The following is a 23,007-nucleotide window of genomic DNA, read 5'->3' on the forward strand; positions in this document are numbered from 1 at the left end:
AGTAAACGCGGCAACCAGCCACGCATGTTAAATACGAAAAATTGCGGCTATTTTACCCATCAACGGGGGGGAGGCAATCAGTGTTTACACAGGAGCTGCTCCAGTTCGCTTAACGAGGTTACCGTCCAGTCCGGGCGGAGATCCTCAGGCAGCTCGCGCTGATGGGCGTTGAGCCAGCAGGTCGCGAGGCCGGCGTTGACGCCGCCGCGAATGTCAGACTCTGCGGTATCCCCTACCATCAGCACGCGGGAACGATCCGGGAAGCCCGCCTGCGCCAGGGCGTAATCAAAGATCCGCGCATCCGGCTTTGCGACGCCGACTTGTTCAGAAATAATCAATAGATCAAAGTGATCGCGCAAACCGGTTCGTTCCAGACGGATCTGCTGCAGCGAGGTGAAGCCGTTGGTAATAATCCCCATCTTCACCTTACCCTGCAGCGCGTTCAGCAGCGATACCGCCCCGGGAAGCGGCGAGCAAATCTCGGCCATGGCGTTCATAAACGCATCGTTAAGCTCGCCCGGCGGCACGCTCAGGCGGCTGGCCCAGCTATCAAAACGCTGGTGCTGCAGCTGAAGCGAAGTGATGGCGCCGTTTTGGTAGTCCACCCACAGCGGCTTATTCACGGCCTGATAGTCCTGAAAATCTTCAGCGGTAAACGTCACGCTATAGTCGAGGAACATCCGCTGTAAACCGGTGAAGGAGTCAAACGTAAACAGCGTTTCATCGGCATCAAAGAAAATCCAGTCCCACTTCATCGTATCACCTTGTCTTACATGCTTAGCGGTAGAGCCATAATGAGTGCATCCTCACGGCCGTCGGCGGTGGGGTAGTAGTTGCGGCGGATGGTCGCCTCGTTAAAGCCCAGGCTTTCATACAGCGCAATGGCCGCAGCGTTAGAGGCGCGAACTTCCAGCCACAGCGTGGCGACGCCGCGTTTTTCGACCTCATCAATCACCCGTTCCAGCAGCTCTCGGCCCAGGCCGCGCCGCTGGAAGGCCGGATCGACGGCGATGTTAAATAGGGTCGCCTCGTCCAACACAATTTGCGTAATGGCAAAGGCCGCCATTTCACCATCGACCGCCAGCCGGAGATTCAGGTAGCGTTCTCCCTGATTGCTGGCGAAGGTTTGCTCGCTCCACGGAAAAGCGTGGGCGCGGGATTCTATTTGCCAGGCTCGGGGCAAATCAGCCGTGTTGAGGGTAGAAATCGTGTTCATGTGCGCAGATTTGTTGCCAGAGCGCCATACGGGCAGGCGCGCTGGTCTGGAGTTCATCAAAAGCGGGCGAGGTTACCTGTGCGCCCGCCAGCAGCAACGGTGCGTCCGTGCCTAACCGCCAGCTGTTACAGCGGCCGTTCTGCGGCAGCATCGCCACGCGGTCTGGCGTCAGCTGCAGCACCTGATCCGGCGTCAGCGCCAGCGCCCGTAGAACATCACCGATTAGCGGTTCACTGAGCGACGGCGGATTTTCCGCCACCATCACCAGACGAATATGCCCAGCCAGTGAGATAGCGATTTCGCCCTGCAACGCCCCGGGGCGACGCAGCGACCACTGGGTAATGCCCAGCTGCTGTAATTGCCAGTCTCGTCGGGATGTCATAGCGAAACACTCCTGTTAATCAAGCGCGCAATATAGCAAATCCGTCGTATTTGCGCCAACAAACTCCGCCCCTGTCGGCGGCAGAATACGGCGATGCTCGCAGGGACAGCCAACAAAGAGGCAGCGCTAAGGATAACGTGTATAATCGGCGCCAGTCTTAATGAAGGAGTGTTTCATGTCTGCTTTTACCCCGGCAAGTGAAGTCTTGCTGCGCCACAGTGATGATTTCGAGTCCGCCCGCGTTCTGTTTGCCGGTGACCTGCAGGATGACCTGCCCGCACGTCTGGACACCGCTGCCAGCCGCGTTCACACCCAGCAGTTTCACCACTGGCAGGCACTGAGCCGCCAGATGGGCGAGAGCGCCAGCTTTGGCCTGGTGGCGCAGGCCAGCGACGTCGCCGATTGCGATACGCTGATTTACTACTGGCCGAAGAACAAACCGGAAGCCCAGTTCCAGCTGATGAACCTGCTGTCGCTGCTGCCGACCGGTATCGATATTTTCGTGGTCGGTGAAAACCGCAGCGGCGTGCGCAGCGCCGAGCCGATGCTGGCCGACTACGCGCCGCTGACCAAAGTTGACAGCGCCCGCCGCTGTGGGCTGTATCACGGTCGCCTGGAAAAACAGCCAACCTTCGACCCTGAGCAGTACTGGGGCGAATATCCGCTCGATAACCTAACGATTAAAACCCTGCCGGGCGTATTCAGCCGCGACGGGCTGGACGTCGGTAGCCAACTGCTGCTCTCAACGCTGACGCCGCATACCAAGGGCAAAGTGCTCGACGTCGGCTGCGGCGCGGGCGTGCTGGCGACCGTACTGGCAAGCCATTCGCCGAAGGTCCGCTTAACCCTCTGTGACGTCAGCGCGCCGGCGGTAGAAGCCAGCCGCGCCACCCTTGCCGCCAACGGCATTGAAGGTGAAGTCTTCGCCAGCAACGTGTTCTCCGAAGTTAACGGCCGGTTTGACATGATCATTTCCAACCCGCCGTTCCATGACGGCCTGCAGACCAGCCAGGAAGCGGCGCAAACCCTGATTCGCGGGGCGGTACGCCACCTCGGCAGCGGCGGCGAGCTGCGCATTGTCGCTAACGCCTTCCTGCCTTATCCGGACGTGCTTGACGAAATCTTCGGCTTCCACGAAGTTCTCGCGCAGACCGGCCGCTTTAAGGTCTACCGCACCGTGATGACCCGCCAGGCGAAGAAATAACGCCTTGCTACCGTCCGGCGACGTAACCGCGCGTCGCCGGCCTTTTACCGCCTCCCGCCGCGCCTTTTTGCAACAATCAATTCCGCCAGCACAATTAACTATTGACGAATAGCTGAAAACCACTAGAATGCGCCTCCGTGGTAACGATACTTTCATAGTGTCGATGGTATGCGAAGGTGGCGGAATTGGTAGACGCGCTAGCTTCAGGTGTTAGTGTCCTTTGGATGTGGGGGTTCGAGTCCCCCCCCTCGCACCATCATCCACGTAGATATCGCTCGCACTGTGCGAAGGTGGCGGAATTGGTAGACGCGCTAGCTTCAGGTGTTAGTGTCCTTAGGATGTGGGGGTTCGAGTCCCCCCCCTCGCACCAACGAGGCGATATCGAAATTAAGAATACTGTGCGAAGGTGGCGGAATTGGTAGACGCGCTAGCTTCAGGTGTTAGTGTCCTTAGGATGTGGGGGTTCGAGTCCCCCCCCTCGCACCAATATTCTTACTCTCCTCCTGAATTACCCCATCAGCCTTAAATTCAACGTCATCAGCATAATCCCGCTGACCAACGCCACGCATGACGGCAGCAACACGAAATGACGCAGCTGTCGGTGCCAGATCATCACGGCAGACATCAGCAGTCCCAGGGTTACCAACCCGCGCCAGGCATCCAGCGACAAATCAGCAAATCCAAGAGCAGCAATGACTGCGCCCGGAAGCAGCACGCCCCACCCGCTGCCTAAAGTCCGCTGCAACATCTTTTCACCTCTCATAACGATAATGATAACCAATATCATATGATAGCTTTTATCATTTGTCATGTTAACCAGAGCGGATACTTTATTCTTTACGTTTGCGGTAATGACATACATTCATGAAGGTGATAAATTAAGCGCGAAACGCTTATATATTAAAAAATTTGATTATTTCGCAAAAACCTTATATTGCGCATTGCTTTTTATTGTTCATTTTTGGCAGCCATCATTTTGAAATTTAACGACTAATAATGATACCCCCATATGACTGCACAATCCTGGCGAGCTCATTACGAAAAAAAATATCAGTATTCCTTACGGCTTTTTTTAGTCCTTAATTTGATTTCAGCACTCTTATCCCTGGCCAGCCCGCTCTTTACCATCGTGAGCTTTACCCTGCCCTGCACCCTGATTTTCGCCTGCAGCGCCGGTTTATTGTTATGGCACTGGAAATTCGCCCAGCGCAGAATAAATATTTCCTTTATTTCTCTGATATTTGGTCTGCTGTGGGCCTGGCACGTTTGCGAAAAGTCATCAATGATGCCGCCACCGCATTTTAACTTTCTGGTGATCGCCCTGTTAAGCGTCCTATTTATTGGCGCAATCGCTTTTTCCAATAATATCATTGCCTTTACCCTGCACTCCTTCCCCACTTTTATTGCCTGTCTGATCCTGGCGGAAGGCGAGCAGTGGCTGCGCATGCTCTACTGCTTCGTGCTGCCCATCGCCGGCATCACGATGCAAAACCTGATTCAGAAACGCAGCGATACCTTTACCCAGGGGCTGATGGATAAGCTGCTGAAGGAGCGTAATACGCTGAACGACCTGAGCATGCTCGACCCGCTTACCGGGCTGTACAATCGCCGCGGTTTGCAAAACCGGCTGGATACCCTCCTGGCCCTGGATGGGAATAGCCATCATGTGCTGCTGCTGGATATCGATCACTTTAAAGCCTACAACGATCACTACGGGCATATGATGGGCGACCAGGCGCTGATTCAGGTCTCTGCCGCGATCCGTAACGCCGTTCGTTCACGGGATATTGTGGCCCGTTTCGGCGGGGAGGAGTTTATGGTACTACTGACCAACAGCACGGCGGAAACTGCTCAGCAGGCAGCAGAACGGATCCGTCAGCGGGTCTACGATTTGAAAATCGCCCACATGTTTAATGAAAGCGTCGCCACCAACGTTACCATCAGCATCGGGTTGACGCCGCTCGTCGACGCTGATATCGACGGCGCCCTGAAGCGAGCCGACAGCGCGCTCTATGAAGCCAAAAACCTGGGCCGTAATATTATTCTCGCCAGCTAACCCCACCTCCGCGCCGCCAGGGAAGCGCCGCGCGGACAAAGATCTTGCCATCCTTTACGCAAGCAACTAGTATCAGAAATCATTATCATTTAGATTTGTATCTGGCGATCTGATGGCTTACCGTTCAATTCCATTCAGCAACGACATTATCTGGCAGGCCCCGTTTCAGCCGGCTGAGCATGCGCTGGCGGAGGCCATACGGGAAAAAATCACCGCCTTGCGCCCGCATCTGCTGGATTTTCTCCGTCTGGATGAAGAGGCCCCGTCCTGCGCGCTGACGCTTGCAGAGTGGTCCTCACCGGTTACCCTGAGCTCCCTGCTGGCCACCTACTCCGATCATATCTATCGCAATCAGCCAACGCTGCCGCGGGAGCAAAAACCGCTGCTCTCGCTGTGGGCGCAATGGTATATCGGCCTGCTGGTGCCGCCGCTGATGCTGGCCGTGTTAAGCGAAGAGCAAACCATCAGCCTGGCGCCGGAGCATTTCCGTGTCGAGTTCCATGAAACCGGCCGGGCAGCCTGCTTTTGGATCGACGTCCACTCCGCAACCGCCGGTAGCGGGCAGTCGCCGCAGTCGCGGATAGAAACGCTGGTCAATGACGCCCTGCAGCCGGTCATTCAGGCGCTGGAAGCGACCGGAGATATCAACGCGAAGCTTATCTGGAGCAATACCGGCTATTTGATTAACTGGTATCTGGGTGAGATGAAGACGCTGCTGGGAGAGGAGCGGGTGGCGGCTCTGCGCCAGCACTGTTTCTTTGAAAAGCAGTTTGCCGATGGCCGGGATAACCCGCTATGGCGTACGGTCGTTATCCGTGAAGGCGCGCTGGTACGGCGTACCTGCTGCCAGCGCTACCGCCTGCCGGACGTCCAGCAGTGCGGAGACTGTACGCTAAAATAATCCGCTTTTTCACGCGGGCGGCCTTAGCGCCGCCCGCCTGCTTTTATGCCGTTTGCTGGCTCTCTTTCGCCACGCGCTGGGCCTCTTCCGCCTCCTGCTCTAACAGCTGTTTCTCGTATACCTTAAAGAACGGGAAATAGATGATGGCTGAAACGCAGGCCAGAAGAATCACCAGGATCGCCGCGCGGAAATCCCAGCCTAGCGCCCATGCTGCACCAATCGGCGCCGGGGCAGTCCAGGGTACAACCGAAATAACCCGGCCAATCAGATCCAGCTTCATTGCCGCCCAGGCGAGCACGGCGTTTACCATCGGCGACAGCAGGAACGGAATAAAGAATACCGGGTTCATGACGATTGGCGTGCCGAAAATAACCGGTTCGTTAATGTTAAACAGGCTCGGTACCACGCTCAGACGGCCAATAGACCGCAGATGGGCCGAGCGGCTGCGCAGATAGCAGATAACCAGCCCCATGGTGGCGCCAGAGCCGCCTATCACAATGAAGAACGTCCAGAACGCCTCCATAAAGATGTGCGGTAACGGCGCGCCCTGTGCCAGAGCCTGCTGGTTCATACCCAGGTTGGTCAGCCAGAACATCTGCAGCATACCGGAGACAATTGCCGCCCCGTGGATCCCTGCAAACCACAGCAGATGACCGATCAGCACCGCCAGTAAAATTGCCGGCAATGAATCCGCGGCGGAAACCAGCGGTTTAAAGACGGACATAATGGCCTGCGGAATAAGCATGTCAAACTGATGCTGAATAAACAGGCTGAGCGGATAGAGCGTCAGCACCACCACCAGCACCGGGATCAGCAGGTCAAACGAGTTTTTAATCATCGGTGGAACCTGATCCGGCAGGCGGATCCCGATGTTATGCGCCTTCAGAAAGCGCATCATCTCAACGCAATAGATCGCGACCAGGATCGCGGTAAAGATCCCCGTTCCGCCGAGGCTATCCACCGGTAAAGTGCCGCTCGTTTTCGGTGCCGCTACCAGCAGGAATGCCATAATTGACAGCATGCTGCACATAAAGGGATCGAGCTGGTGAGATTTTACGTAATGCTTGCCGAGGTTATAAGAAATCGCCGCGCAGATGTAGATAGACATAATGCCCATCGTCATATCGAACGGCGTCAGAATTCGTCCTTCAAACTCTTTTGCCAAATCCAGCCAGGCGCGCGCGAAGCCCCAGGTGGTATCCGGGGAAAACGGCGGATAGGCAAACACCAGCAGAAATGAGCCGACGATCATAAACGGCATGGCCGAGATGAAGCCGTCACGAATAGCCATCACGTGGCGCTGCGACGAGATTCGGCCGGCGACAGGGCTAATATAATTTTCTACAAAGCGGAATATCAGATTAAACGCAGCATGGTTAGCAGACATAGCAGCCCTCCTGACAGGCTATAGAAACAGGCCCAACAACGATTATCCTGCCGTTGTGATGAAACATGTTCTGTGAGCGAAAAAGCACATTAGCCATTCGCCCAGCTATACTGCTCAAGTCAGTACGATTCATACACGGCTCTTTGTTATAAGTGACGCAGGGAAGTTACCCATTCAGTATTCATCTGAGCGACCATAACCGCAACCGGTTACAGTAACCGGTTGCGGTGATTGTGAAGAAGATCCAGAAATTGGAAAAATTCTCGATTATCAGCCGGCAATATTTACACTCCGCGAGGCTTATGCCAGATTAAAACGGGCATTAATCAGGAGATCCTAATGAGTCTGCAGTCCGTACGGCAGTTTTTTGCCGAACACGCCCCCGATATCGAAATCATCGAGCTCACGCAAAGCACCGCGACCGTGGCCCTCGCCGCCGCCGCGCATCACGTTGAGCCGGGACAAATCGCCAGGACCCTGTCGTTAAAGGTGAAAGACCGGGTGATACTCGTCGTCTCTTGCGGCGACGTGCGTCTGGATAATAAAAAACTGAAGGATGCATTTGGGGCGAAGGCCCGTATGCTGAGTAGCGATGAGGTCGTCACGCTAACCGGGCATCCCGTTGGCGGCGTATGCCCTTTCGGCCTGGAAAACCCGCTGACGGTCTATTGCGATATTTCGCTGAAGCAGTATCAGGAAGTCCTGCCCGCGGCCGGCGCCATCCACAGCGCGGTACGCATTTCTCCTGACCGGATGGCCCAGCTCACCGGCGCGACCTGGGTTGACGTTTGCCTGTAAAAACGGGCGGAGGGTTACCCGAGGCACTCCTCCGCTGCGTCCTCGTCAAGAGCCGATAAATGCATCAGGATATCGGCCGCGCTCAGCAGGCCGAGATCTGAGCTGACGCCGAGCTTGGTCATGGCGTTGAACTTATGGGCGCGGATGGTTTTGATATTACGATCCAGCCGGGCCGCTATTTCTGGCAACGAATAGCCGTAGGTCATATAGCGAAGAATATGCTGTTCCGTTGGGCTCAGAATTTGGCTGCCGAGGCCCGGCCCTGGGTTAATCAGCGCCTCGTCCGCCTGCTGCGTCGGGTTAATCAGCTGAATAAGCTGCTCCTGCAAGCGCAGGCGGCAGATCGATTTATTCAGCACGCCGTGCAGCATGGAGGGCGTCAGCTGGCAGACTAAACGCGCTTCAGCGCTATCATGCGCTAAAACGATGCGCCGTATTTCAGGACTGGAACAGGCGATTTCATGAAGAAAAAGCAGGCCCTCCATGCGGAAGAGGCGATTGCTGAAAAGCGAAAAAATAACGGCGATAGCTTTTGTCGACTGCAGCGTCCAGCGCAACGATTGGGTATCTTTAAAAAACCGCACAATATAATTACCTGCCCCCGCGCCGGTTAGTATATGGCGCAGCGCCAACTCGGTCAGCATACATTTTCCTACAACAGCGACATATCGAGGTGAAGTGTTTTTTTCCATTGCTTTTGTTCTCCAAAAGCGGCGTAGATATTCAGCTCCTTCATTCCCTGAGCGCTATTAATCCAGGCGTACATCTGCGCATTGCTGCGCAATGAGAGGCGGCGCATAGCGCTATTTTTCTGCGCGCTAATCGTTTTATTGCTCTTTTTCAACAGCGCGGCAATTTGGTTAATTCCCCAGCCTTTCGCCAGCAAACGTAAAACCTTACGTTCAGAAAGCGTCAGAAAAATTGCCGTTGGCCAATTGTCTTCACTATTTCCTGACGCGGCGGATAAGAGCGTCTGGCTGATTCTCTCCCGCGTCGTGCCGTCCGCGTGAATAACCTCAAGCAGATGTTTTACGGACTCATGGCTGGAAACGAGGGTGCTTTGCGCACAGACTAATATCTCCATGGTCTGGAGATCGCAGGCATGGCCAACCATATAGACCCAATGAATATCGCTATATTGGGTCATCAATGAGTGATAGTCCCCGCACACCTCGCGGAGCTGATGGCTTTCACCTGATAAATCAGCGATAACCAGCACCGCCTGCCGTAGCTGAAGCAGAGTCAGCTCCTCCGGAGAGCCGCAAACGCCGAAGGCGTGTTCGGGAAGGTGATCCCCGGCAATTGCCTTCAGCCCACGCTGCATAACTGGTATTTTACTGATAATAATGCCGTATTTACCCTGTCCCAGTAACATAAACCCTCCGCTTCCCATCGAAGACTCGCGCCTTTAACAATAAAGATGAATAATTTGGCGGCCGTTATATTACTGTGCCAGATAGATCTTTATTCGTCTGGCGAGGAATTGAGCCTGACCTTGCCAACTATCAACGCTAACACAGGCAATAACGCTCAATAAGTTAGAAAAATTTAAAATCAAAGTTAGGAAAAGTAATTTATTACGGAGCAGAATAACGCTATTTCATTTGATGCTATTTCTGAAGGCCTTTGGCGACACGCCGCTGTAGCGTCGGAAAAAACGAGAGAAGTAGGTTGAGTCGGAAAAGCCTAAATAATCAGATAGTTGAGCTATCGTCATCCCGGTATACTGCAGATTACGCCGCGCTTCAAGCATCAGCCGATGATGCAAAACCTCCAGCGCGCTGCGGCCATGAAATTCACGGCACAAATAATTAAGGTGCGTCGCCGATATACCCACCCGCCTGGCGTACTCTGCCAGCGGGAGATGTTCGCGATAGTGGCTCTCAATCAGACGAGAAAAGTGACGCATGGCGCTGCGTTTCCTCTCCGCTCTGTCTGCCGCTACCGGAGCCGGGAGGCAGCGTCGGTTCAGCCACACCAGCAGCGCGCCGAGCAGCGAATGGAGCATCATTTCGCGCGCATCAAGCTCTTCACAGTACTCCTCGCGCAGCGCCGTAAACAGTGCCCGAACGTGGCCTCGGGAGCGACTGACCGGCACGCACTGCGGCTGGCTAAGCACATCGAGCTGGCGGCCAAACTGGTTTTCAAAACGGCTGAGCAGCGGCAGCGCCAGCGAGAGCACGAATCCCTGAGTGCCCGGTGAAAAGCGAAATCCGTGAACGCACAGCGCCGGTACCACCTGGATGCAGGCTTCCGTCATCACGGTGGTCACGCCCTCAATCTCGATCTCAGCGCTTCCCTTATGGAGATACAGCAGCTGCACCAGCTCGGCGTGCTGATGCATGCGGATATGCCATTCGTACAGGCTGCTGCGCTGCAAAATAGACTCGCAGTGCAGGAGATCCGGCGTCGGCCAGTCTCGTTCTTCCCCATACAGCTTAAACACGGGAACGCTATTCGTTGCCTGCATTGCGACTCCTGCCCTTTTCAACGCTACGCCACGCGCTCCATTGGCAGACCGACATAGTTTTCCGCAATGGTGGTCAACCCGGCACGTGAGCCAAAATAATAGCGGCGATCGGCCGCCTGCATTTTTTTATCAAACTCGCTCTGCTGCGGGAAATCATGCAGCAGGCGGGTCATAAACCAGCTGAATCGCTCGCCTTTCCACACGCGATCCAGCGCGAAACGCGAGTAGCTGGCCAGAAGGTCGTCACGACCGTGGTGATAGTATTCGCACAGGATCCGCCACAAATAGTTGACGTCTGAGGCGGCGAGATTCAGCCCTTTCGCCCCGGTTGGCGGCACGATATGCGCCGCATCCCCGACGAGGAAAAGCCTGCCGTACTGCATCGGCTCCACCACGTAGCTGCGCAACGGCGCGATGCTCTTCTCAAGTGAGTGACCAGTCACTAACTTTGTGGAGAGTTCGTTCGGCAGGCGGTTCTTCAGCTCTTCCCAGAAGCATTCGTCCGACCACTGCTCTACCTTATCGCTGAGCGGTACCTGTAAATAGTAGCGGCTACGAGTTAGTGAGCGCTGACTACATAGTACAAATCCGCGTTCATGATGGGCATAAATCAGCTCGGGATTCACCGGCGGCGTATCGGCCAGCATCCCCAGCCAGCCAAACGGCCAGACGCTTTCATACTCTTTAAGAAGCTCACGCGGAATGCTTTGCCGCGACACGCCGTGAAAGCCATCGCAGCCGGCGATGAAATCACAGCTCAGCCGGTGCGTTTCCCCGCCGCTGACGAAGGTGATGGCCGGCCGATCGCTTTTCGCATCGTGAATCACCACGTCGCTGACGCCGTAAACGATCGGCGCCCCGCAGTCGGCGCGGGCCGCCATTAAATCCCGGGTCACCTCGGTCTGGCCGTACACCATCACGCTTTTCCCGCCGCTGAGCGCCGTCAGGTCGAGCGGAACACGCTGCCCCTCAAACAAAAACTCAACCCCGTGATGCACCAGCCCTTCCGCGTCCATCCGCTGCGCCACGCCTGCTTCACGGAGCAGATCGACGGTGCCGCTTTCGAGGATACCTGCCCGGATCCGCCCGAGGACGTATTCAGGCGTCTGCCTTTCGAGGATAACGGTTCGAATCCCAGCATTATGCAACAGCTGCCCCAGCAGCAGCCCGGAGGGGCCGGCACCGATTATCGCGACCTGAGTTTTCATAGAGGTGTCTCGCTCTCGAATGGTTAATTATTTGTTTGTTTTTTGTTTATTAAAAGTTCTCATGTGCATTTTTGATAAGTCAGGTGGGAAAAAGAAGGCAATAACGGCGGCAAAAACTGCACTTTTCAACAGTTTTAGCAAAGTGTGGTGCGGTTCAAAATTTATCCATGCCGCCGGGAGCCGGCTTTTTGCACATTGTTTGATCCCGACCCCCTCAGGCAAAGCGAGAGTTCAGGTTAAAGTAGCGACGGACACTACGGCATCGGGCGTTACTGACGGCAGGTATTTATGCAAGCAGATCGGACAGTTCAGCGCACAATTACGCGATTGTGCATTCAGTGTGGTCTTTTCTTACTGCAACACGGGGCGGAGAGCGCGCTGGTTGAGGAGCTTTCTACTCGCCTGGGGCGGGCGTTAGGCATGGACAGCGTCGAGAGCGCCATTTCATCGAATGCGATTGTCCTCACCACCATCAAAGACGGCGAATGCCTGACCTCGACGCGCAAGAATATCGATCGCGGTATTAATATGCACGTGGTGACCGAAGTACAGCATATTGTGATCCTTGCCGAGCATAAGCTGCTGGATTATAAAGATGTGGAAAAGCGCTTCACCCAGATAAAACCGCTGCGCTACCCGCGCTGGCTGCTGGTGCTGATGGTCGGGCTCTCCTGCGCCTGCTTCTGCAAATTAAACAACGGCGGCTGGGACGGCGCGCTGGTCACCTTCTGCGCCAGCACCGTCGCCATGTACATCCGCCAGCTGCTGACCCACCGCTCGATGCATCCGCAGATTAACTTTTGCATTACCGCCTTTGTGGCCACTACTATCTCCGGGCTGATGCTACGCTTGCCGATGTTTGCCAGCACGCCCACCGTAGCGATGGCCGCCAGCGTGCTGCTGCTGGTGCCCGGCTTTCCGCTGATCAACGCCGTGGCGGATATGTTCAAAGGACATATCAATACCGGCCTTGCGCGCTGGGCGCTCGCCAGCCTGCTGACCCTTGCCACCTGCATTGGCGTGGTGATGGCGATGACCATGTGGGGGCTACGCGGATGGGCATAATCACATATCTGTTTGCGCTGGCTCAGGACATGGCGCTGGCGGCCATCCCTGCCGTTGGCTTCGCGATGGTCTTTAACGTCCCGCAGCGGGCGCTGCGCTGGTGCGCGCTGCTGGGCGCCATTGGCCACGGTTCACGAATGGTGATGATGACGGCGGGCTTTAACATCGAGTGGGCAACCTTCCTTGCCGCCCTGCTGATTGGCTGTATCGGCATTCAGTGGTCCCGCTGGTACCTGGCCCATCCGAAGATCTTTACCGTTGCCGCGGTGATCCCGATGTTCCCCGGCATATCCGCCTATACGGCGATGATCTCGGCGGTCAAAATCAGTCATTTTGGTTATTCTGAAGAGATGATGATTATGCTGTTAAGCAACTTTTTAAAGGCATCGTCTATCGTTGGTGCGCTCTCTATCGGCCTTTCTATTCCAGGCCTGTGGCTGTACCGCAAGCGTCCGCGGGTATAGCAAGCCGCGCCGCCGGGATGGCTCAGCCGCTCCATCCCGGCCGGGCGCTGTGCTACTATGTGTGCTATTCCCCCTCTCTATCGTTGTTCAGAGTTGAGATAGTGTTATGTCTTCGCGAATTTTAACTACCGATTTTAGCGGCCTGGATGATTTCATTCAGGATCCTGCGGCCATTCTCGCGAAATCGGCCGGCGGTGCCGTTGCCGTTTTTGCCAACAATACTCCCGCCTTCTACGCACTGACGCCGGAACGCCTGGCCCAGCTGCTTGAACTGGAGAGTAAACTGGCGCGCCCCGGCAGCGATATCGCGCTTGATACGCAGTTCTTTGACGAGCCAACCGCCGCGCCGGCGGCGATCCCTATGGGGAAATTCGCCATGTACGCCGACTGGCAGCCGGACGCCGATTTCCAGCGCCTCGCGGCGCTGTGGGGTATCGCCCTCAGCCAGCCGGTGACGCCGGAAGAGCTGGCGGCATTCGTTGCCTACTGGCAGGCGGAAGGCAAAGTTTTTCATCACGTGCAGTGGCAGCAGAAGCTGGCGCGTAGCGTGCAAATCGGTCGTGCCGGCAACGGCGGCCAGCCGCGTCGTGATGTGAATACGGTCAGCGAGCCGGATAACCATATTCCACGAGGGTTCCGAGGATGAGCATGAAAAACGTTGGCGAACTGATGAAGCGCCTGCAAAAAATGATGCCTGCTCATGTCGAACCGGCGTTTAAAACCGGCGAAGAGCTGCTGGCGTGGCAGAAAGAGCAGGGCAAGCTGCGTTCTGAAGCCCTCGAGCGGGAGAACCGGGCGATGAAAATGCAGCGGACGTTTAACCGCTCCGGCATCCGCCCGCTGCATCAAAACTGTTCGTTTGAGAACTACCGGGTTGAATGCGAAGGCCAGATGAACGCGCTCTCCAGAGCGCGCCAGTACGTGGAAGAGTTCGACGGCAACATCGCCAGCTTTATCTTTTCCGGCAAGCCCGGCACCGGTAAAAACCACCTTGCGGCCGCCATTTGTAACGAGCTGCTGCTGCGCGGCAAATCGGTGCTGATCATTACCGTTGCCGACATCATGTCGGCAATGAAGGACACCTTCGGCAACCGGGAGATCAGCGAGGAGCAGCTGCTGAACGATCTCAGCCGGGTCGATCTGCTGGTGATCGATGAGATCGGCATGCAAACCGAATCGCGCTATGAAAAGGTGATCATCAATCAGATCGTCGATCGCCGATCCTCGTCAAAGCGCCCGACCGGGATGTTAACCAACAGCAACATGGACGAGATGAACAAGCTGCTCGGCGAGCGCGTAATGGACCGCATGCGCCTCGGCAACAGCCTGTGGGTAATTTTCAACTGGGATAGCTATCGTCACCGGGTCACCGGCAAAGAGTATTAAGACATTTCCGATCTCAGGCGGCGTTATACTCAAGAAATTCTTATATAACGACGAAGAGTACCGTTTATGAAATCTGCTAAATCCTTGTTCCGCTGCAGCGTCGCTGCCGCGGCGTTTCTTGTCACCGGCGCGCAGGCTGCTTCGTGGCAGGACTCTCTCTCCAGCGCTGCCAGCGAGCTCAGCAGCCAAAGCGACTCGCAGCAAAGCGGCGCGCTGTCGATGTCCTCGCTGACCAGCCTGCTGAACGGCGGGAGCCAGTCGCTGACCGCCAGCAGCATGAATAATGCCGCCGGCATTATGTCGTACTGCGCGAAGCAGAAGCTCTCCTCGGTGACCAACACCGAAAACGTCAAAAACCAGGTGCTGGATAAGCTCGGCCTCGGCACCCCGGAAAAACAGAAAGAGGACACCGGCTATCTTGAAGGTTTACAGGGTCTTCTGAACAGCAATAACGGCCAGCAGCTGAACCTGAGCACCCTCGGCAGCAGCCCGCTGGCGGAAAAAGTCAAAACGCAGGCCTGCGATCTGGTTCTCAAACAGGGCACGAAATTCCTCTCCTGATCCTCTCCCCCGATGCCGCGTTTGGCGCCTTTACCTGGCCGACGCGGCCGCAACGGCGTTTTTTAGCATCGTTCGTCTCATTTTCCCCCGTAGGGAAGGATGAGACGTCGCTTAAAAATGGCGACTTATAAACCAATTCTGAACCACAGCACAGTTTCATGACTCTACAATTGCAGCAATATGGCGCTGCCATTACAGTATATCGTGGAAAGTGATCTATTCGGCTAGCGGTCAGCTGGCGCTAATGAGGGTAAGCTGTGTCAGAGTTGTTATCCATCGCCCTGTTTCTCACCTCGGTGGTGATTTATGCCTTGAAGGCCGGTCGCAATACCTGGTGGTTTGCCGCTACGCTGACGGTGCTTGGCCTGTTTGTGGTCCTCAACATCACCCTCTACGCCAGCGATTATTTCACCGGCGACGGCATTAATGACGCGGTGCTTTATACCCTGACCAACAGCCTGACCGGCGCGGGCGTCGGCAAATATATCCTGCCCGGCGCCGGAATTATCGTGGCACTGGTGAGCGTTTTCAGCGCCCTGGGCTGGATACTCCGCCGCCGCCGTCATCATCCTCACCACTTTGGCTATAGCCTGCTGGCGCTGGTTCTCGCGCTGGCCTCCGTTGACGCCAGCCCGGCGTTCCGCCAGATTAGCGAGCTGGTGAAATCCCAGTCCCGCGACGGCGATCCGGATTTTGTCGCCTACTATAAAGAGCCGTCGAAAAGCATCGCCAACCCCCAGCTCAACCTGGTCTATATCTACGGCGAAAGCCTTGAGCGCACCTATTTTGATAACGAGGCGTTCCCCGACCTGACGCCCGAGCTCGGCAAACTGAAAAGCGAAGGCCTCGATTTCAGCAACACCGTGCAGCTGCCCGGCACCGACTACACTATCGCCGGGATGGTCGCCTCGCAGTGCGGTATTCCGCTGTTTGCGCCGTTTGAAGGCAACGCCTCGGCCTCGGTCTCCAGCTTCTTCCCGCAGAATATCTGCCTCGGCGACATTCTGAAAAACTCCGGCTACGAAAACTATTTTGTGCAGGGCGCCAACCTGCGTTTCGCCGGAAAAGACGTGTTCCTGAAGTCCCACGGCTTCGATCACCTGTACGGCGCTGAAGAGCTGAAAACCACGGTTGCCGACCCCGCCTACCGCAACGACTGGGGCTTCTACGACGACACCGTGCTGGATGAAACCTGGAAAAAATTCGAACAGCTTTCGCAATCCGGTAAACGCTTCTCGCTCTTTGCGCTGACGGTGGACACCCACCATCCTGACGGTTTTATTTCCCGTACCTGCCAGCGAAAAAGCTATGAAATGGGCGGTAAAAAGAACCTCTCCTTTAGCGCAGTAAGCTGCAGCCAGGAGCATATCGCGGCGCTTATCGAGAAGATCAAAGCCTCGCCCTATTTCAAAAACACGGTGATCGTGGTCTCTTCCGATCACCTGGCGATGAAAAACAGCGCCTGGGAATACCTGAACAAGCAGGATCGCAGCAACCTGTTCTTCGTGCTGCGCGGCGACCAGCCGCAGCAGGATACGCTGGCGGTGAAGCGTAATACCATGGACAACGGCGCCACGGTGCTGGATATCCTCGGCGGCGATAACTACATCGGCCTTGGCCGCAGCAGCCTCTCCGGACAGTCGCTTTCCGGCATCTTCCTCAATATGAAAGATAAGGTGCTGGCCTGGAAGCCTGACGTTATCCGCCTGTGGAACTTCCCGAAAGAGATGAAAAACTTCACCGTCGACGCGCAGAAGAGCATGGTCTCCTTCTCCGGCAGCCACTTCCGCCTGCCGCTGCTGCTGCGGGTCTCCGATAAACGCGTCGAGCCGCTGCCGGAGAGCGAATACTCCGCGCCGCTGCGCTATCAGCTGGCCGACTTTGCCCCGCGCGATAACTTTGTCTGGATCGACCGCTGCTACAAGATGGGACAGCTGTGGTCCAGCGAGCTGGCGCTCTCCACCGACTGGTGCGTATCGCAGGGTCAGCTCGGCGGCGAGCAGACCGTCCAGCGCGTCGATAAGGCCCAGTGGCAGGGGAAGACGGCGTTTAAAGATACCCTTATCGATATGGAGCGCTATAAAGGCAACGTCGACACGCTGAAAATTGTCGATAACGATATTCGCTACAAGGCCGATAGCTTCGTGTTTAACGTCGCCGGCGCGCCGGAGGAGGTGAGGCAGTTTAGCGGCATCTCCCGGCCGGAATCCTGGGGCCGCTGGTCCAACGCGCAGCTGGGTAGCGAAGTCAAAATCGAGTTTAAGAACCCGCTGCCGGAGAAATTCGATCTGGTGATCACCGCCAAAGCCTACGGGCCCAACGCCAATAAGCCGATCCCGGTTCGCGTCGGGGATAGCGAGCAGACGCTGACGCTGGCCAACGACGTCTCCACCACCACGCTGCATTTCGACAACCCGTCGCGCAGCGATACGCTGATCATCGTCCCGCCGGACCCGCAGTCCACCAACGAAGGCAATATTCTCGGCCACGCGCCGCGCCAGCTGGGCATCGGCATGGTTGAAATCAAAGTGGTGAAAAGCGAAGGATAAAACAAGCACGCCCGGTGGTTTTTAAGCCGGGCTATTGTTTTAGCAGGACATCAACAATGCAGCGGCTTTAGCTCATCCGCCGAAAGCCCGGTGATCCGCTGCACCGTCTCTTTATCTAAGCCATCTTGCAGCATACTGCCAGCAATGCGTAGCGCTTCCCGTCGGCTCCCTTCCTGCAGACCTTCCTGCATTCCCTCTTGTCGACCTTCCTGCATCCCTTCTTGTTTGAGTTTTTGAGCGATAGACATCAACCTCTCCTCATACTGTGGCAGACGACGAACCAACTGGCGGATAAACGCGCTCGGATCAGTGGTATTGCCGTACTGCAGCATATAGTGAAACAGCATTCTCAACTGCTTGCGGTTAGTGTATCCCAGCATCACAAGGGCCGCCGACTCTGTGATCCCAGTGAGATCGCGCTGGCGAATATGCTTTTGCATCAGCTCAAGTAGAGCAACCCGACGATGCTGGACAATTTCATTGTCCGGCATCACCGCCACATCAACCAGCGGAAACTGGCAGCCATACAGCTTCTTTGCCATCTCCGGATCAGCAAACTCATTCAGCCAGTTCAGGGAGAAGGGATAGGGGCTGGTCACGCTGTGATAAAAAGGAAAGCCGGACTCTACCACCCGTTTTTACATAGTTTGGTTTGGCGATGATTTTCTGGGAAGCGCCTCGGAGAATAGCGTAGCGGCCAGCAAGCTGGCCGCCATAGACAAAACTTAGTAATCAAACTGACGGTAATAACGACGGATATTCAGGTCGTGACCAGTGTGGTGTTCAAAGTGGGCCGCCAGCCTGTCCACCAGCAGGGTAGACACCACGCACGGCGCCATAATCCAGCGGAAAGCGTCATCAATGCCGTTCAGCGGATAATCGCGCGGGTCGATAACCACCAGGTGGTCGGTTATCTTCTGTGCAAAGCGCTCAACGCGGTCGTCCAGCGCCCGGCATTTGCCCTCACCTTTCACCAGGAACAGCGGAACCTCTTTCTCCAGCAGCTCCAGGGTGCCATGGAAAAACTCGGCCGAACTCACCGACTTGGTTCGCTTCCACTGCATCTCTTCGAGAATACACATTGAGAACAGGTAGACTTCCCCCCACATCTCCGCCCCGCCAATCCACATCATGTAATCACTGGTATGATATTGCGCAGCGATTTTATCTGCCTGCGGATCGAACTGGCGTTTGGCCTGCAGCAGATTTTCCGGCAGCAATTCCAGCTGGCTGGCAAAACGGTCATAATCAGCAAACTCGCCATGACGATAAATCACGCGAAAGAATAACCAGTACAGCAGCATATACTCATATTCCACGCCGTTCTTGTGGCACATCGGAATATGCCAGCTGGCGGCCTCAGCTAATGGTGAATCAGCATTACGTGTAATCGCCACGACGCGAATTCCCTGCGCCTTGCACCATTCAGCAATCGCTACCGACTCTTTGGTATCGCCCGATTTTGATAACGTCACGACAACCGCATCTTTATTTAATTTTTTATGCCCGTGATGAATTAATTCCGCCGCCTGCTCAAGATAAACCGGCACGCCGGTTAATTCTTTAGCAAACTCATTAATGGCCATCATCGGGGCTAAAGAACCGCCTACTGAAACAAAAAATAATGCACTACAGCCACTGTGATAAATATCGTCGGCGACGTTTTCTGCCTGTTGGCGCGCAGAGATTATTTCGCGAGCACTGGTCAGATACTCGTCCTGATTAAAACCCAACATAGTTTTCTCCTGAATAATCAGATTTTACTTTTTAATACGCGGTCAAAATCGTCAAAAATACGTATTGCAAGATCGATGCCCTTGAGTCCTGCGGTATGCCAGGCGAGCATTTGGATTGGCACAAGCAGCAGCAGCGGCGCCAGGTGATGTTCACACGGGCAATTTAGCGCCAGCGTTTGCTCATCTTCCTCACCGCTCAGCGTCAACGTAAAGGCCTGGGCAATGGACGGCGCCATATAATCGCGCAGCGCGCGAGTGCGCTCATCCGGCGCATCTTCAATAAACAGCATCACATGGCGGGCATTGGCCTCCAGATAAGGGCCGTGCATATACGCTTCCAGCTCAAAACCGCTGGAAGGCACGCGCACCGTCTCGGTAAATTTGGTTTCGAACTCCTTCGCCACCCCAACCAGCGCGCCATAGCCGGTGGCGACGAAGCGCTCGCCGCCGCGCAGCGTTTCACCATGCAGGTCAATAAAACACGAAGTGCGGGTCATCACATCCGGGATCGCCGCCGCCAGACGCTGCAATTCGGCAATATAGCGCTGCTCCTCAGCCTCGCTGGCTTTCCCCTGGCTGCGGGCAATTATCAGCGCCATCAGCAGCAGATTCAGCACCGTTGCGCTAAATCCTCGAGTGACAAACCCTACGCTCTCAATGCCGGTATTGATATCCAACACCCCGTCACAGGCCAGCGCTATCGGGCTTTGCGGATCGGAGGTCAGAGCAAAAACCGGTAGATTCGCCGCCTGCACTGTACGCATCGCCTCCAGCGTCGAGGCGCTTTTTCCGCTCTGCGAAATCGCCACCACCAGGTCGGTATGCGGGTCGATGGACTCATAGTGGGTAAAGTTGTACGGCTCTTTAATCTCCACCAGTACACCAAAGCGTTGTTCAAAGAAATAGCGCGCGCAAAGGGCGGCATTTAGCGACGATCCGGTCGCCAGCAGTAGAATACGGCGCACCGGGTGTTGGCGAGCAAAGGTCTCAATCGCCGCCAGCTTTTGCCGGTAGTCGCGAAGGATCTGCGTCAGGCAGGCGGATTCTTCACTGATGTAAGTCATCATCGTTGGTTTCATAGCTCACTCCCGTTAAAACAATCCAATCCACGAGCCCGCAATACCCACCAGCGCCATACCGCCGATGATAGAGAGCGGCTTAACCTTGCGCCCCAGCAGCCAGTAGACAATGCCGAAGCTCACCAACGGCAACATACAGGGCATAATGTCGTTGATAATGTCCTGCACTTGGGTCTTCGCCTCCCCGGCGCCGAAGGAGATGGGGATGGTGATATCAATCATTGAGGCGGTCATCGCCCCCACCACCATCAGACCGATAATCGACGCCCCGTAGGTCAGGCTCTCCATCATTCCGCTCTTCTGGATCCGCTGTAGCACACCGGTTCCCAGTACATAACCCCAGCGCGTAAACAGCCAGCGCACCAGAATATGCGGCACGTTAAACACCAGCAGAAACAGAATCGGCCCAAGAATGTTGCCCTTCAGCGCCAGGCTGGTGCCAATACCGGTGGCGATCAGGCGCAGCGTGCCCCAGAAGAAGGAGTCCCCCAGCCCGGCCAGCGGCCCCATCAGCGACGCTTTGACGTTATCAATCGCGTTGGCATCCATGTTTTTCTGCTGGCTATTTTTCTCCTCCATCGCCGTGGTGATCCCCAGCAACAGGGTGACGATATGCGGCGTGGTATTAAAGAAAACCAGATGCCGTTTTAATGCTCCAGCCAGCTCCTCTTTGCGCGGATAGAGCTTTTTCAGCACCGGAATCAGCGCGTAAACAAAGGCGAGATTCATCTGCCGCTCATAGTTCCAGGAGAACTCCATCTGGAAGGAGCGCCAGAACACCCGGCGTAAATCACGCGGCGTAATACGGGTTTCTTCCTGCTCCTGCGGCGGCAGGGTCTCTTCAGAAATCATCTTCGTCGTCATCGCTGACTCCTTGTTCTGTCGTCGTACGAGGTGAGCTCAGCGCAGTGACGTTAACCATCACTACCGCCACAATAGCGCCGAGAATGGCGATGCCGGTCACCGGGATTTTCAGGTAGGCCATCAGCACGAAGCCGAGGAAAAAGTACGGCGCGACCTTCTTATTAATCAGTAATCTGGCGAGCATCGCGAAGCCCAGCGCAGGAATAATTCCGGTCGCCACGCTCAGTCCGTGTTTGATAAATTCCGGGATCGTATCGAGCAGGGATTTCACCGCATTGCTGCCGACCAGGAACGACACGGTCACCACCGTCGCCAGCATCAACGACAACCCAAATCCGGCAATCAGATGCATTCGTTCAATGCCGCGCGTATCCGCCCGCTCCGCGTAGCCGTCAGCCTTCTGGCTAAGCATCGGAATAAACATCCCCAGATAGACGTTTTTCAGGATCAACGTCAGGGTGGCAATCGGCAGGCCGAGCAGCAGCGCCGTTTCCGTTCCCGCGCCGGAGGTAATGGCGAACGCCACCCCAAGAATGCCGCCGGTGACCACATCTGGTGGGATCGACGCGCCGACGGAGAAGGAGCCAATAAACGCCAGTTCCAGCGTCGCGCCCATGATCACGCCGGTCTGCACATCCCCGAGCACCAGCCCGGTCAGCAGCCCGGTGACGATAGGCCGTGAAATCAGCGACGTCCCCAATGCGTATTCTGATTGCGCAATAAACGCCACCAGACCGAGTAACAGAGCCTCTACCATAATCTGTCCTCCGGAATTAAAGACATTGCGCAAAAAGCTGTTTGCGATCGTTAGGGACCTGGCGAATTTCAACCTCAACGCCTTTCCCAACCAGTTGTTGCAGCTGTTCTATTTCTTTTGGCAGTAAATTAATTGCCTTAGAGATATTCTGGCTGCCCTCTTTCGCTTTAATCCCGCCAAGATTAATGCTCTTGATATTCCCCACCGCACTGGTAATACGCCAGGCATCGTCCACCGATTCAACAACAATAAATAAATTATATTTATCGGTAACGCCGCTTTTAATTGCCTCAATGGAGTCATCAATATTTTTAATTACCAGTTTTACCGACGGCGGCTTAGCGAGCTTAATCGTGGTTTTCCGCAGCTCATCCTCAGGGACATTATCGTTCGCGATCAAAATACAATCGGCACCGACATATTGCGTCCAGGAAAAGGCTACCTGTCCGTGAAGTAATCGATGGTCTACCCTTAAAAGCGTAATCATAGTGTTCCCTCATTTCAGAAGTCTTTATCAGTGGTCATCGCACTGGCAATCGTCTGATTGCAGTACTGAATGCTCTCTTTGGCGCTTATTAATGCTTCAGAAATTAGCTTTTCGGTATTTTCTTCCCCTGCCGAAATAAGCAGGTCAATAATTAATGGCAGATTTAAACCGGACAATAAATGAAAGTGCGGGCGTGATAAAAAGCGCACAAACTCATTATTGACGCTACCGGCGAAGATATCCGTAATTACAATCAGTTCATCCTCGGCGGGAAAACGCGCCAGCAGCGTCTCCACCTGCTGCGTCAGATCGACCTCCTCTTCCACATAGGCGCACAGGGTATGAATATCCGGCTGTTTACCGAGGATCAGCTCCACGGAATTCAACAGACCGTTAGCAAAGGTGCCATGGCTGGCAAAAATATAGTGTCGTTTCAT

25 protein-coding genes, 3 tRNA genes and 1 pseudogene are annotated in these 23,007 nt (G+C 55.3%); 13 read left to right on the forward strand and 16 right to left on the reverse strand.

From position 1 onward, the window contains the following. Positions 1-77 precede the first annotated feature (77 nt). Genes yjjG through GVK32_RS17890 form a run of 3 tightly spaced genes read right to left on the reverse strand, consistent with a single transcriptional unit; the run spans position 78 to position 1,598 of the window. A complete protein-coding gene (yjjG, locus tag GVK32_RS17880) occupies positions 78-755 on the reverse strand; it encodes a pyrimidine 5'-nucleotidase (RefSeq protein ID WP_123710183.1) in 678 nt (225 codons plus the stop codon). 14 nt (positions 756-769) lie between these two features. Continuing rightward, entirely contained in the window at positions 770-1,216 is a 447-nt protein-coding gene (gene rimI / locus GVK32_RS17885) for a ribosomal protein S18-alanine N-acetyltransferase (RefSeq protein ID WP_159871296.1), read from the reverse strand. Further along, the gene (locus GVK32_RS17890) at positions 1,185-1,598 is read right to left on the reverse strand and encodes a DNA polymerase III subunit psi (protein ID WP_041143940.1); all 414 of its coding nucleotides are present in this window, start codon (positions 1,596-1,598) and stop codon (positions 1,185-1,187) included. Before GVK32_RS17890 ends, rimI begins: the two co-directional genes overlap by 32 nt. Before the next feature lie 175 nt (positions 1,599-1,773). Between GVK32_RS17890 and rsmC the strand changes: the two genes are divergently transcribed. From rsmC to GVK32_RS17910, 4 genes are all read left to right on the forward strand, one after another. Then, positions 1,774-2,802, forward strand: coding sequence for a 16S rRNA (guanine(1207)-N(2))-methyltransferase RsmC (gene rsmC, locus GVK32_RS17895; protein ID WP_159871299.1), 1,029 nt, complete (start codon positions 1,774-1,776; stop codon positions 2,800-2,802). 170 nt (positions 2,803-2,972) lie between these two features. Further along, positions 2,973-3,058, forward strand: a tRNA-Leu gene (locus tag GVK32_RS17900). 28 nt (positions 3,059-3,086) lie between these two features. Next, positions 3,087-3,172 (forward strand) — tRNA-Leu (locus GVK32_RS17905). Positions 3,173-3,202: 30 nt separating this feature from the next. Then, a tRNA-Leu gene (locus tag GVK32_RS17910) sits at positions 3,203-3,288 on the forward strand. Between the two features lie 22 nt (positions 3,289-3,310). On the opposite strand, the gene GVK32_RS17915 is transcribed toward GVK32_RS17910, so the two are convergent. Next, a complete protein-coding gene (locus tag GVK32_RS17915) occupies positions 3,311-3,550 on the reverse strand; it encodes a DUF1435 domain-containing protein (protein ID WP_041147516.1) in 240 nt (79 codons plus the stop codon). Between the two features lie 261 nt (positions 3,551-3,811). On the opposite strand from GVK32_RS17915, the gene GVK32_RS17920 reads away from it, so the two are divergent. Both GVK32_RS17920 and fhuF read left to right on the forward strand, forming a co-directional pair. Continuing rightward, positions 3,812-4,858 carry a GGDEF domain-containing protein gene (locus tag GVK32_RS17920; RefSeq protein ID WP_159871302.1) on the forward strand — a complete coding sequence of 349 codons (1,047 nt, stop codon included), beginning with the start codon at positions 3,812-3,814 and terminating at the stop codon, positions 4,856-4,858. A 112-nt stretch (positions 4,859-4,970) separates the two neighbouring features. Then, positions 4,971-5,759, forward strand: a complete 789-nt coding sequence (fhuF, locus tag GVK32_RS17925; protein WP_159871305.1) for a siderophore-iron reductase FhuF — start codon at positions 4,971-4,973, stop codon at positions 5,757-5,759. Between the two features lie 43 nt (positions 5,760-5,802). Here the strand turns inward: fhuF and GVK32_RS17930 are convergent, their stop codons facing one another. Then, positions 5,803-7,146, reverse strand: a complete 1,344-nt coding sequence (locus GVK32_RS17930) for a PTS sugar transporter subunit IIC (protein ID WP_159871307.1) — start codon at positions 7,144-7,146, stop codon at positions 5,803-5,805. A gap of 339 nt (positions 7,147-7,485) precedes the next feature. Here GVK32_RS17930 and GVK32_RS17935 point away from each other — a divergent pair, with 339 nt between their 5' ends. After that, entirely contained in the window at positions 7,486-7,944 is a 459-nt protein-coding gene (locus GVK32_RS17935; RefSeq protein ID WP_159871309.1) for a YbaK/EbsC family protein, read from the forward strand. 14 nt (positions 7,945-7,958) lie between these two features. Here the strand turns inward: GVK32_RS17935 and bglJ are convergent, their stop codons facing one another. The 4 genes from bglJ to pobA form a co-directional block, all read right to left on the reverse strand. After that, positions 7,959-8,636 (reverse strand): DNA-binding transcriptional activator BglJ, encoded by a 678-nt coding sequence (gene bglJ / locus GVK32_RS17940; RefSeq protein ID WP_159871311.1) that lies wholly within the window; start codon positions 8,634-8,636, stop codon positions 7,959-7,961. Continuing rightward, entirely contained in the window at positions 8,597-9,319 is a 723-nt protein-coding gene (locus tag GVK32_RS17945) for a LuxR C-terminal-related transcriptional regulator (RefSeq protein WP_159871313.1), read from the reverse strand. Before GVK32_RS17945 ends, bglJ begins: the two co-directional genes overlap by 40 nt. A 225-nt stretch (positions 9,320-9,544) precedes the next feature. Continuing rightward, positions 9,545-10,414: a helix-turn-helix domain-containing protein gene (locus GVK32_RS17950; RefSeq protein WP_159871315.1), complete on the reverse strand. Its 870-nt coding sequence runs from the start codon at positions 10,412-10,414 to the stop codon at positions 9,545-9,547. Positions 10,415-10,437: 23 nt separating this feature from the next. Next, positions 10,438-11,622 carry a 4-hydroxybenzoate 3-monooxygenase gene (gene pobA, locus GVK32_RS17955; protein WP_159871317.1) on the reverse strand — a complete coding sequence of 395 codons (1,185 nt, stop codon included), beginning with the start codon at positions 11,620-11,622 and terminating at the stop codon, positions 10,438-10,440. 288 nt (positions 11,623-11,910) lie between these two features. On the opposite strand from pobA, the gene GVK32_RS17960 reads away from it, so the two are divergent. The 6 genes from GVK32_RS17960 to opgB all read left to right on the forward strand — a co-directional run bounded on the left by GVK32_RS17960 (position 11,911) and on the right by opgB (position 17,647). Then, positions 11,911-12,687 carry a threonine/serine exporter ThrE family protein gene (locus GVK32_RS17960; RefSeq protein ID WP_159871319.1) on the forward strand — a complete coding sequence of 259 codons (777 nt, stop codon included), beginning with the start codon at positions 11,911-11,913 and terminating at the stop codon, positions 12,685-12,687. Beyond that, positions 12,678-13,151 carry a threonine/serine exporter gene (locus GVK32_RS17965; RefSeq protein ID WP_041143930.1) on the forward strand — a complete coding sequence of 158 codons (474 nt, stop codon included), beginning with the start codon at positions 12,678-12,680 and terminating at the stop codon, positions 13,149-13,151. Before GVK32_RS17960 ends, GVK32_RS17965 begins: the two co-directional genes overlap by 10 nt. Positions 13,152-13,257: 106 nt before the next feature. Next, positions 13,258-13,797 (forward strand): primosomal protein DnaT, encoded by a 540-nt coding sequence (dnaT, locus tag GVK32_RS17970; protein WP_041143929.1) that lies wholly within the window; start codon positions 13,258-13,260, stop codon positions 13,795-13,797. A gap of 2 nt (positions 13,798-13,799) precedes the next feature. Further along, positions 13,800-14,537, forward strand: a complete 738-nt coding sequence (gene dnaC / locus GVK32_RS17975; protein WP_041143928.1) for a DNA replication protein DnaC — start codon at positions 13,800-13,802, stop codon at positions 14,535-14,537. 66 nt (positions 14,538-14,603) lie between these two features. Then, the gene (locus GVK32_RS17980; protein ID WP_159871321.1) at positions 14,604-15,098 is read left to right on the forward strand and encodes a DUF2501 domain-containing protein; all 495 of its coding nucleotides are present in this window, start codon (positions 14,604-14,606) and stop codon (positions 15,096-15,098) included. Positions 15,099-15,355: 257 nt separating this feature from the next. Beyond that, a complete protein-coding gene (gene opgB / locus GVK32_RS17985) occupies positions 15,356-17,647 on the forward strand; it encodes a phosphatidylglycerol--membrane-oligosaccharide glycerophosphotransferase (RefSeq protein ID WP_159871323.1) in 2,292 nt (763 codons plus the stop codon). A 50-nt stretch (positions 17,648-17,697) separates the two neighbouring features. On the opposite strand, the pseudogene GVK32_RS17990 reads toward opgB, so the two are convergent. From GVK32_RS17990 to GVK32_RS18020, 7 genes and pseudogenes are all read right to left on the reverse strand, one after another. Continuing rightward, positions 17,698-18,258 (reverse strand): annotated as a pseudogene (locus GVK32_RS17990) (Rpn family recombination-promoting nuclease/putative transposase); the annotation flags it as partial. Between the two features lie 114 nt (positions 18,259-18,372). Continuing rightward, positions 18,373-19,383, reverse strand: a complete 1,011-nt coding sequence (locus GVK32_RS17995) for an SIS domain-containing protein (RefSeq protein ID WP_200842903.1) — start codon at positions 19,381-19,383, stop codon at positions 18,373-18,375. A gap of 17 nt (positions 19,384-19,400) precedes the next feature. Then, positions 19,401-20,462, reverse strand: a complete 1,062-nt coding sequence (locus tag GVK32_RS18000; protein WP_159871325.1) for an SIS domain-containing protein — start codon at positions 20,460-20,462, stop codon at positions 19,401-19,403. Positions 20,463-20,474: 12 nt separating this feature from the next. Beyond that, positions 20,475-21,326, reverse strand: coding sequence for a PTS system mannose/fructose/sorbose family transporter subunit IID (locus GVK32_RS18005; RefSeq protein WP_182236105.1), 852 nt, complete (start codon positions 21,324-21,326; stop codon positions 20,475-20,477). After that, positions 21,304-22,083, reverse strand: a complete 780-nt coding sequence (locus GVK32_RS18010) for a PTS mannose/fructose/sorbose/N-acetylgalactosamine transporter subunit IIC (protein WP_004108505.1) — start codon at positions 22,081-22,083, stop codon at positions 21,304-21,306. Before GVK32_RS18010 ends, GVK32_RS18005 begins: the two co-directional genes overlap by 23 nt. 16 nt (positions 22,084-22,099) lie before the next feature. Next, positions 22,100-22,570: a PTS sugar transporter subunit IIB gene (locus GVK32_RS18015; protein ID WP_159871327.1), complete on the reverse strand. Its 471-nt coding sequence runs from the start codon at positions 22,568-22,570 to the stop codon at positions 22,100-22,102. Positions 22,571-22,584: 14 nt separating this feature from the next. After that, entirely contained in the window at positions 22,585-23,007 is a 423-nt protein-coding gene (locus tag GVK32_RS18020) for a PTS sugar transporter subunit IIA (RefSeq protein WP_159871329.1), read from the reverse strand.

Source organism: Klebsiella sp. 18074 (assembly GCF_902705905.1).
In the GTDB taxonomy this organism is placed as follows: domain Bacteria; phylum Pseudomonadota; class Gammaproteobacteria; order Enterobacterales; family Enterobacteriaceae; genus Klebsiella; species Klebsiella terrigena.

Coding starts and splice junctions, on each gene's coding strand:
- yjjG (WP_123710183.1), bottom strand. CDS start 755: ATGAAGTGGGACTGGATTTTCTTTGATGCCGATGAAACGCTGTTTACG.
- rsmC (WP_159871299.1), top strand. CDS start 1,774: ATGTCTGCTTTTACCCCGGCAAGTGAAGTCTTGCTGCGCCACAGTGAT.
- GVK32_RS17980 (WP_159871321.1), top strand. CDS start 14,604: ATGAAATCTGCTAAATCCTTGTTCCGCTGCAGCGTCGCTGCCGCGGCG.
- dnaC (WP_041143928.1), top strand. CDS start 13,800: ATGAAAAACGTTGGCGAACTGATGAAGCGCCTGCAAAAAATGATGCCT.
- GVK32_RS17950 (WP_159871315.1), bottom strand. CDS start 10,414: ATGCAGGCAACGAATAGCGTTCCCGTGTTTAAGCTGTATGGGGAAGAA.
- GVK32_RS17915 (WP_041147516.1), bottom strand. CDS start 3,550: ATGTTGCAGCGGACTTTAGGCAGCGGGTGGGGCGTGCTGCTTCCGGGC.
- GVK32_RS18000 (WP_159871325.1), bottom strand. CDS start 20,462: ATGAAACCAACGATGATGACTTACATCAGTGAAGAATCCGCCTGCCTG.
- GVK32_RS17920 (WP_159871302.1), top strand. CDS start 3,812: ATGACTGCACAATCCTGGCGAGCTCATTACGAAAAAAAATATCAGTAT.
- GVK32_RS17960 (WP_159871319.1), top strand. CDS start 11,911: ATGCAAGCAGATCGGACAGTTCAGCGCACAATTACGCGATTGTGCATT.
- GVK32_RS17945 (WP_159871313.1), bottom strand. CDS start 9,319: ATGTTACTGGGACAGGGTAAATACGGCATTATTATCAGTAAAATACCA.
- GVK32_RS18020 (WP_159871329.1), bottom strand. CDS start 23,007: ATGAAACGACACTATATTTTTGCCAGCCATGGCACCTTTGCTAACGGT.
- GVK32_RS17890 (WP_041143940.1), bottom strand. CDS start 1,598: ATGACATCCCGACGAGACTGGCAATTACAGCAGCTGGGCATTACCCAG.
- GVK32_RS17995 (WP_200842903.1), bottom strand. CDS start 19,383: ATGTTGGGTTTTAATCAGGACGAGTATCTGACCAGTGCTCGCGAAATA.
- fhuF (WP_159871305.1), top strand. CDS start 4,971: ATGGCTTACCGTTCAATTCCATTCAGCAACGACATTATCTGGCAGGCC.
- pobA (WP_159871317.1), bottom strand. CDS start 11,622: ATGAAAACTCAGGTCGCGATAATCGGTGCCGGCCCCTCCGGGCTGCTG.
- GVK32_RS18015 (WP_159871327.1), bottom strand. CDS start 22,570: ATGATTACGCTTTTAAGGGTAGACCATCGATTACTTCACGGACAGGTA.
- GVK32_RS17965 (WP_041143930.1), top strand. CDS start 12,678: ATGGGCATAATCACATATCTGTTTGCGCTGGCTCAGGACATGGCGCTG.
- GVK32_RS18010 (WP_004108505.1), bottom strand. CDS start 22,083: ATGGTAGAGGCTCTGTTACTCGGTCTGGTGGCGTTTATTGCGCAATCA.
- GVK32_RS17935 (WP_159871309.1), top strand. CDS start 7,486: ATGAGTCTGCAGTCCGTACGGCAGTTTTTTGCCGAACACGCCCCCGAT.
- bglJ (WP_159871311.1), bottom strand. CDS start 8,636: ATGGAAAAAAACACTTCACCTCGATATGTCGCTGTTGTAGGAAAATGT.
- GVK32_RS17930 (WP_159871307.1), bottom strand. CDS start 7,146: ATGTCTGCTAACCATGCTGCGTTTAATCTGATATTCCGCTTTGTAGAA.
- rimI (WP_159871296.1), bottom strand. CDS start 1,216: ATGAACACGATTTCTACCCTCAACACGGCTGATTTGCCCCGAGCCTGG.
- dnaT (WP_041143929.1), top strand. CDS start 13,258: ATGTCTTCGCGAATTTTAACTACCGATTTTAGCGGCCTGGATGATTTC.
- GVK32_RS18005 (WP_182236105.1), bottom strand. CDS start 21,326: ATGACGACGAAGATGATTTCTGAAGAGACCCTGCCGCCGCAGGAGCAG.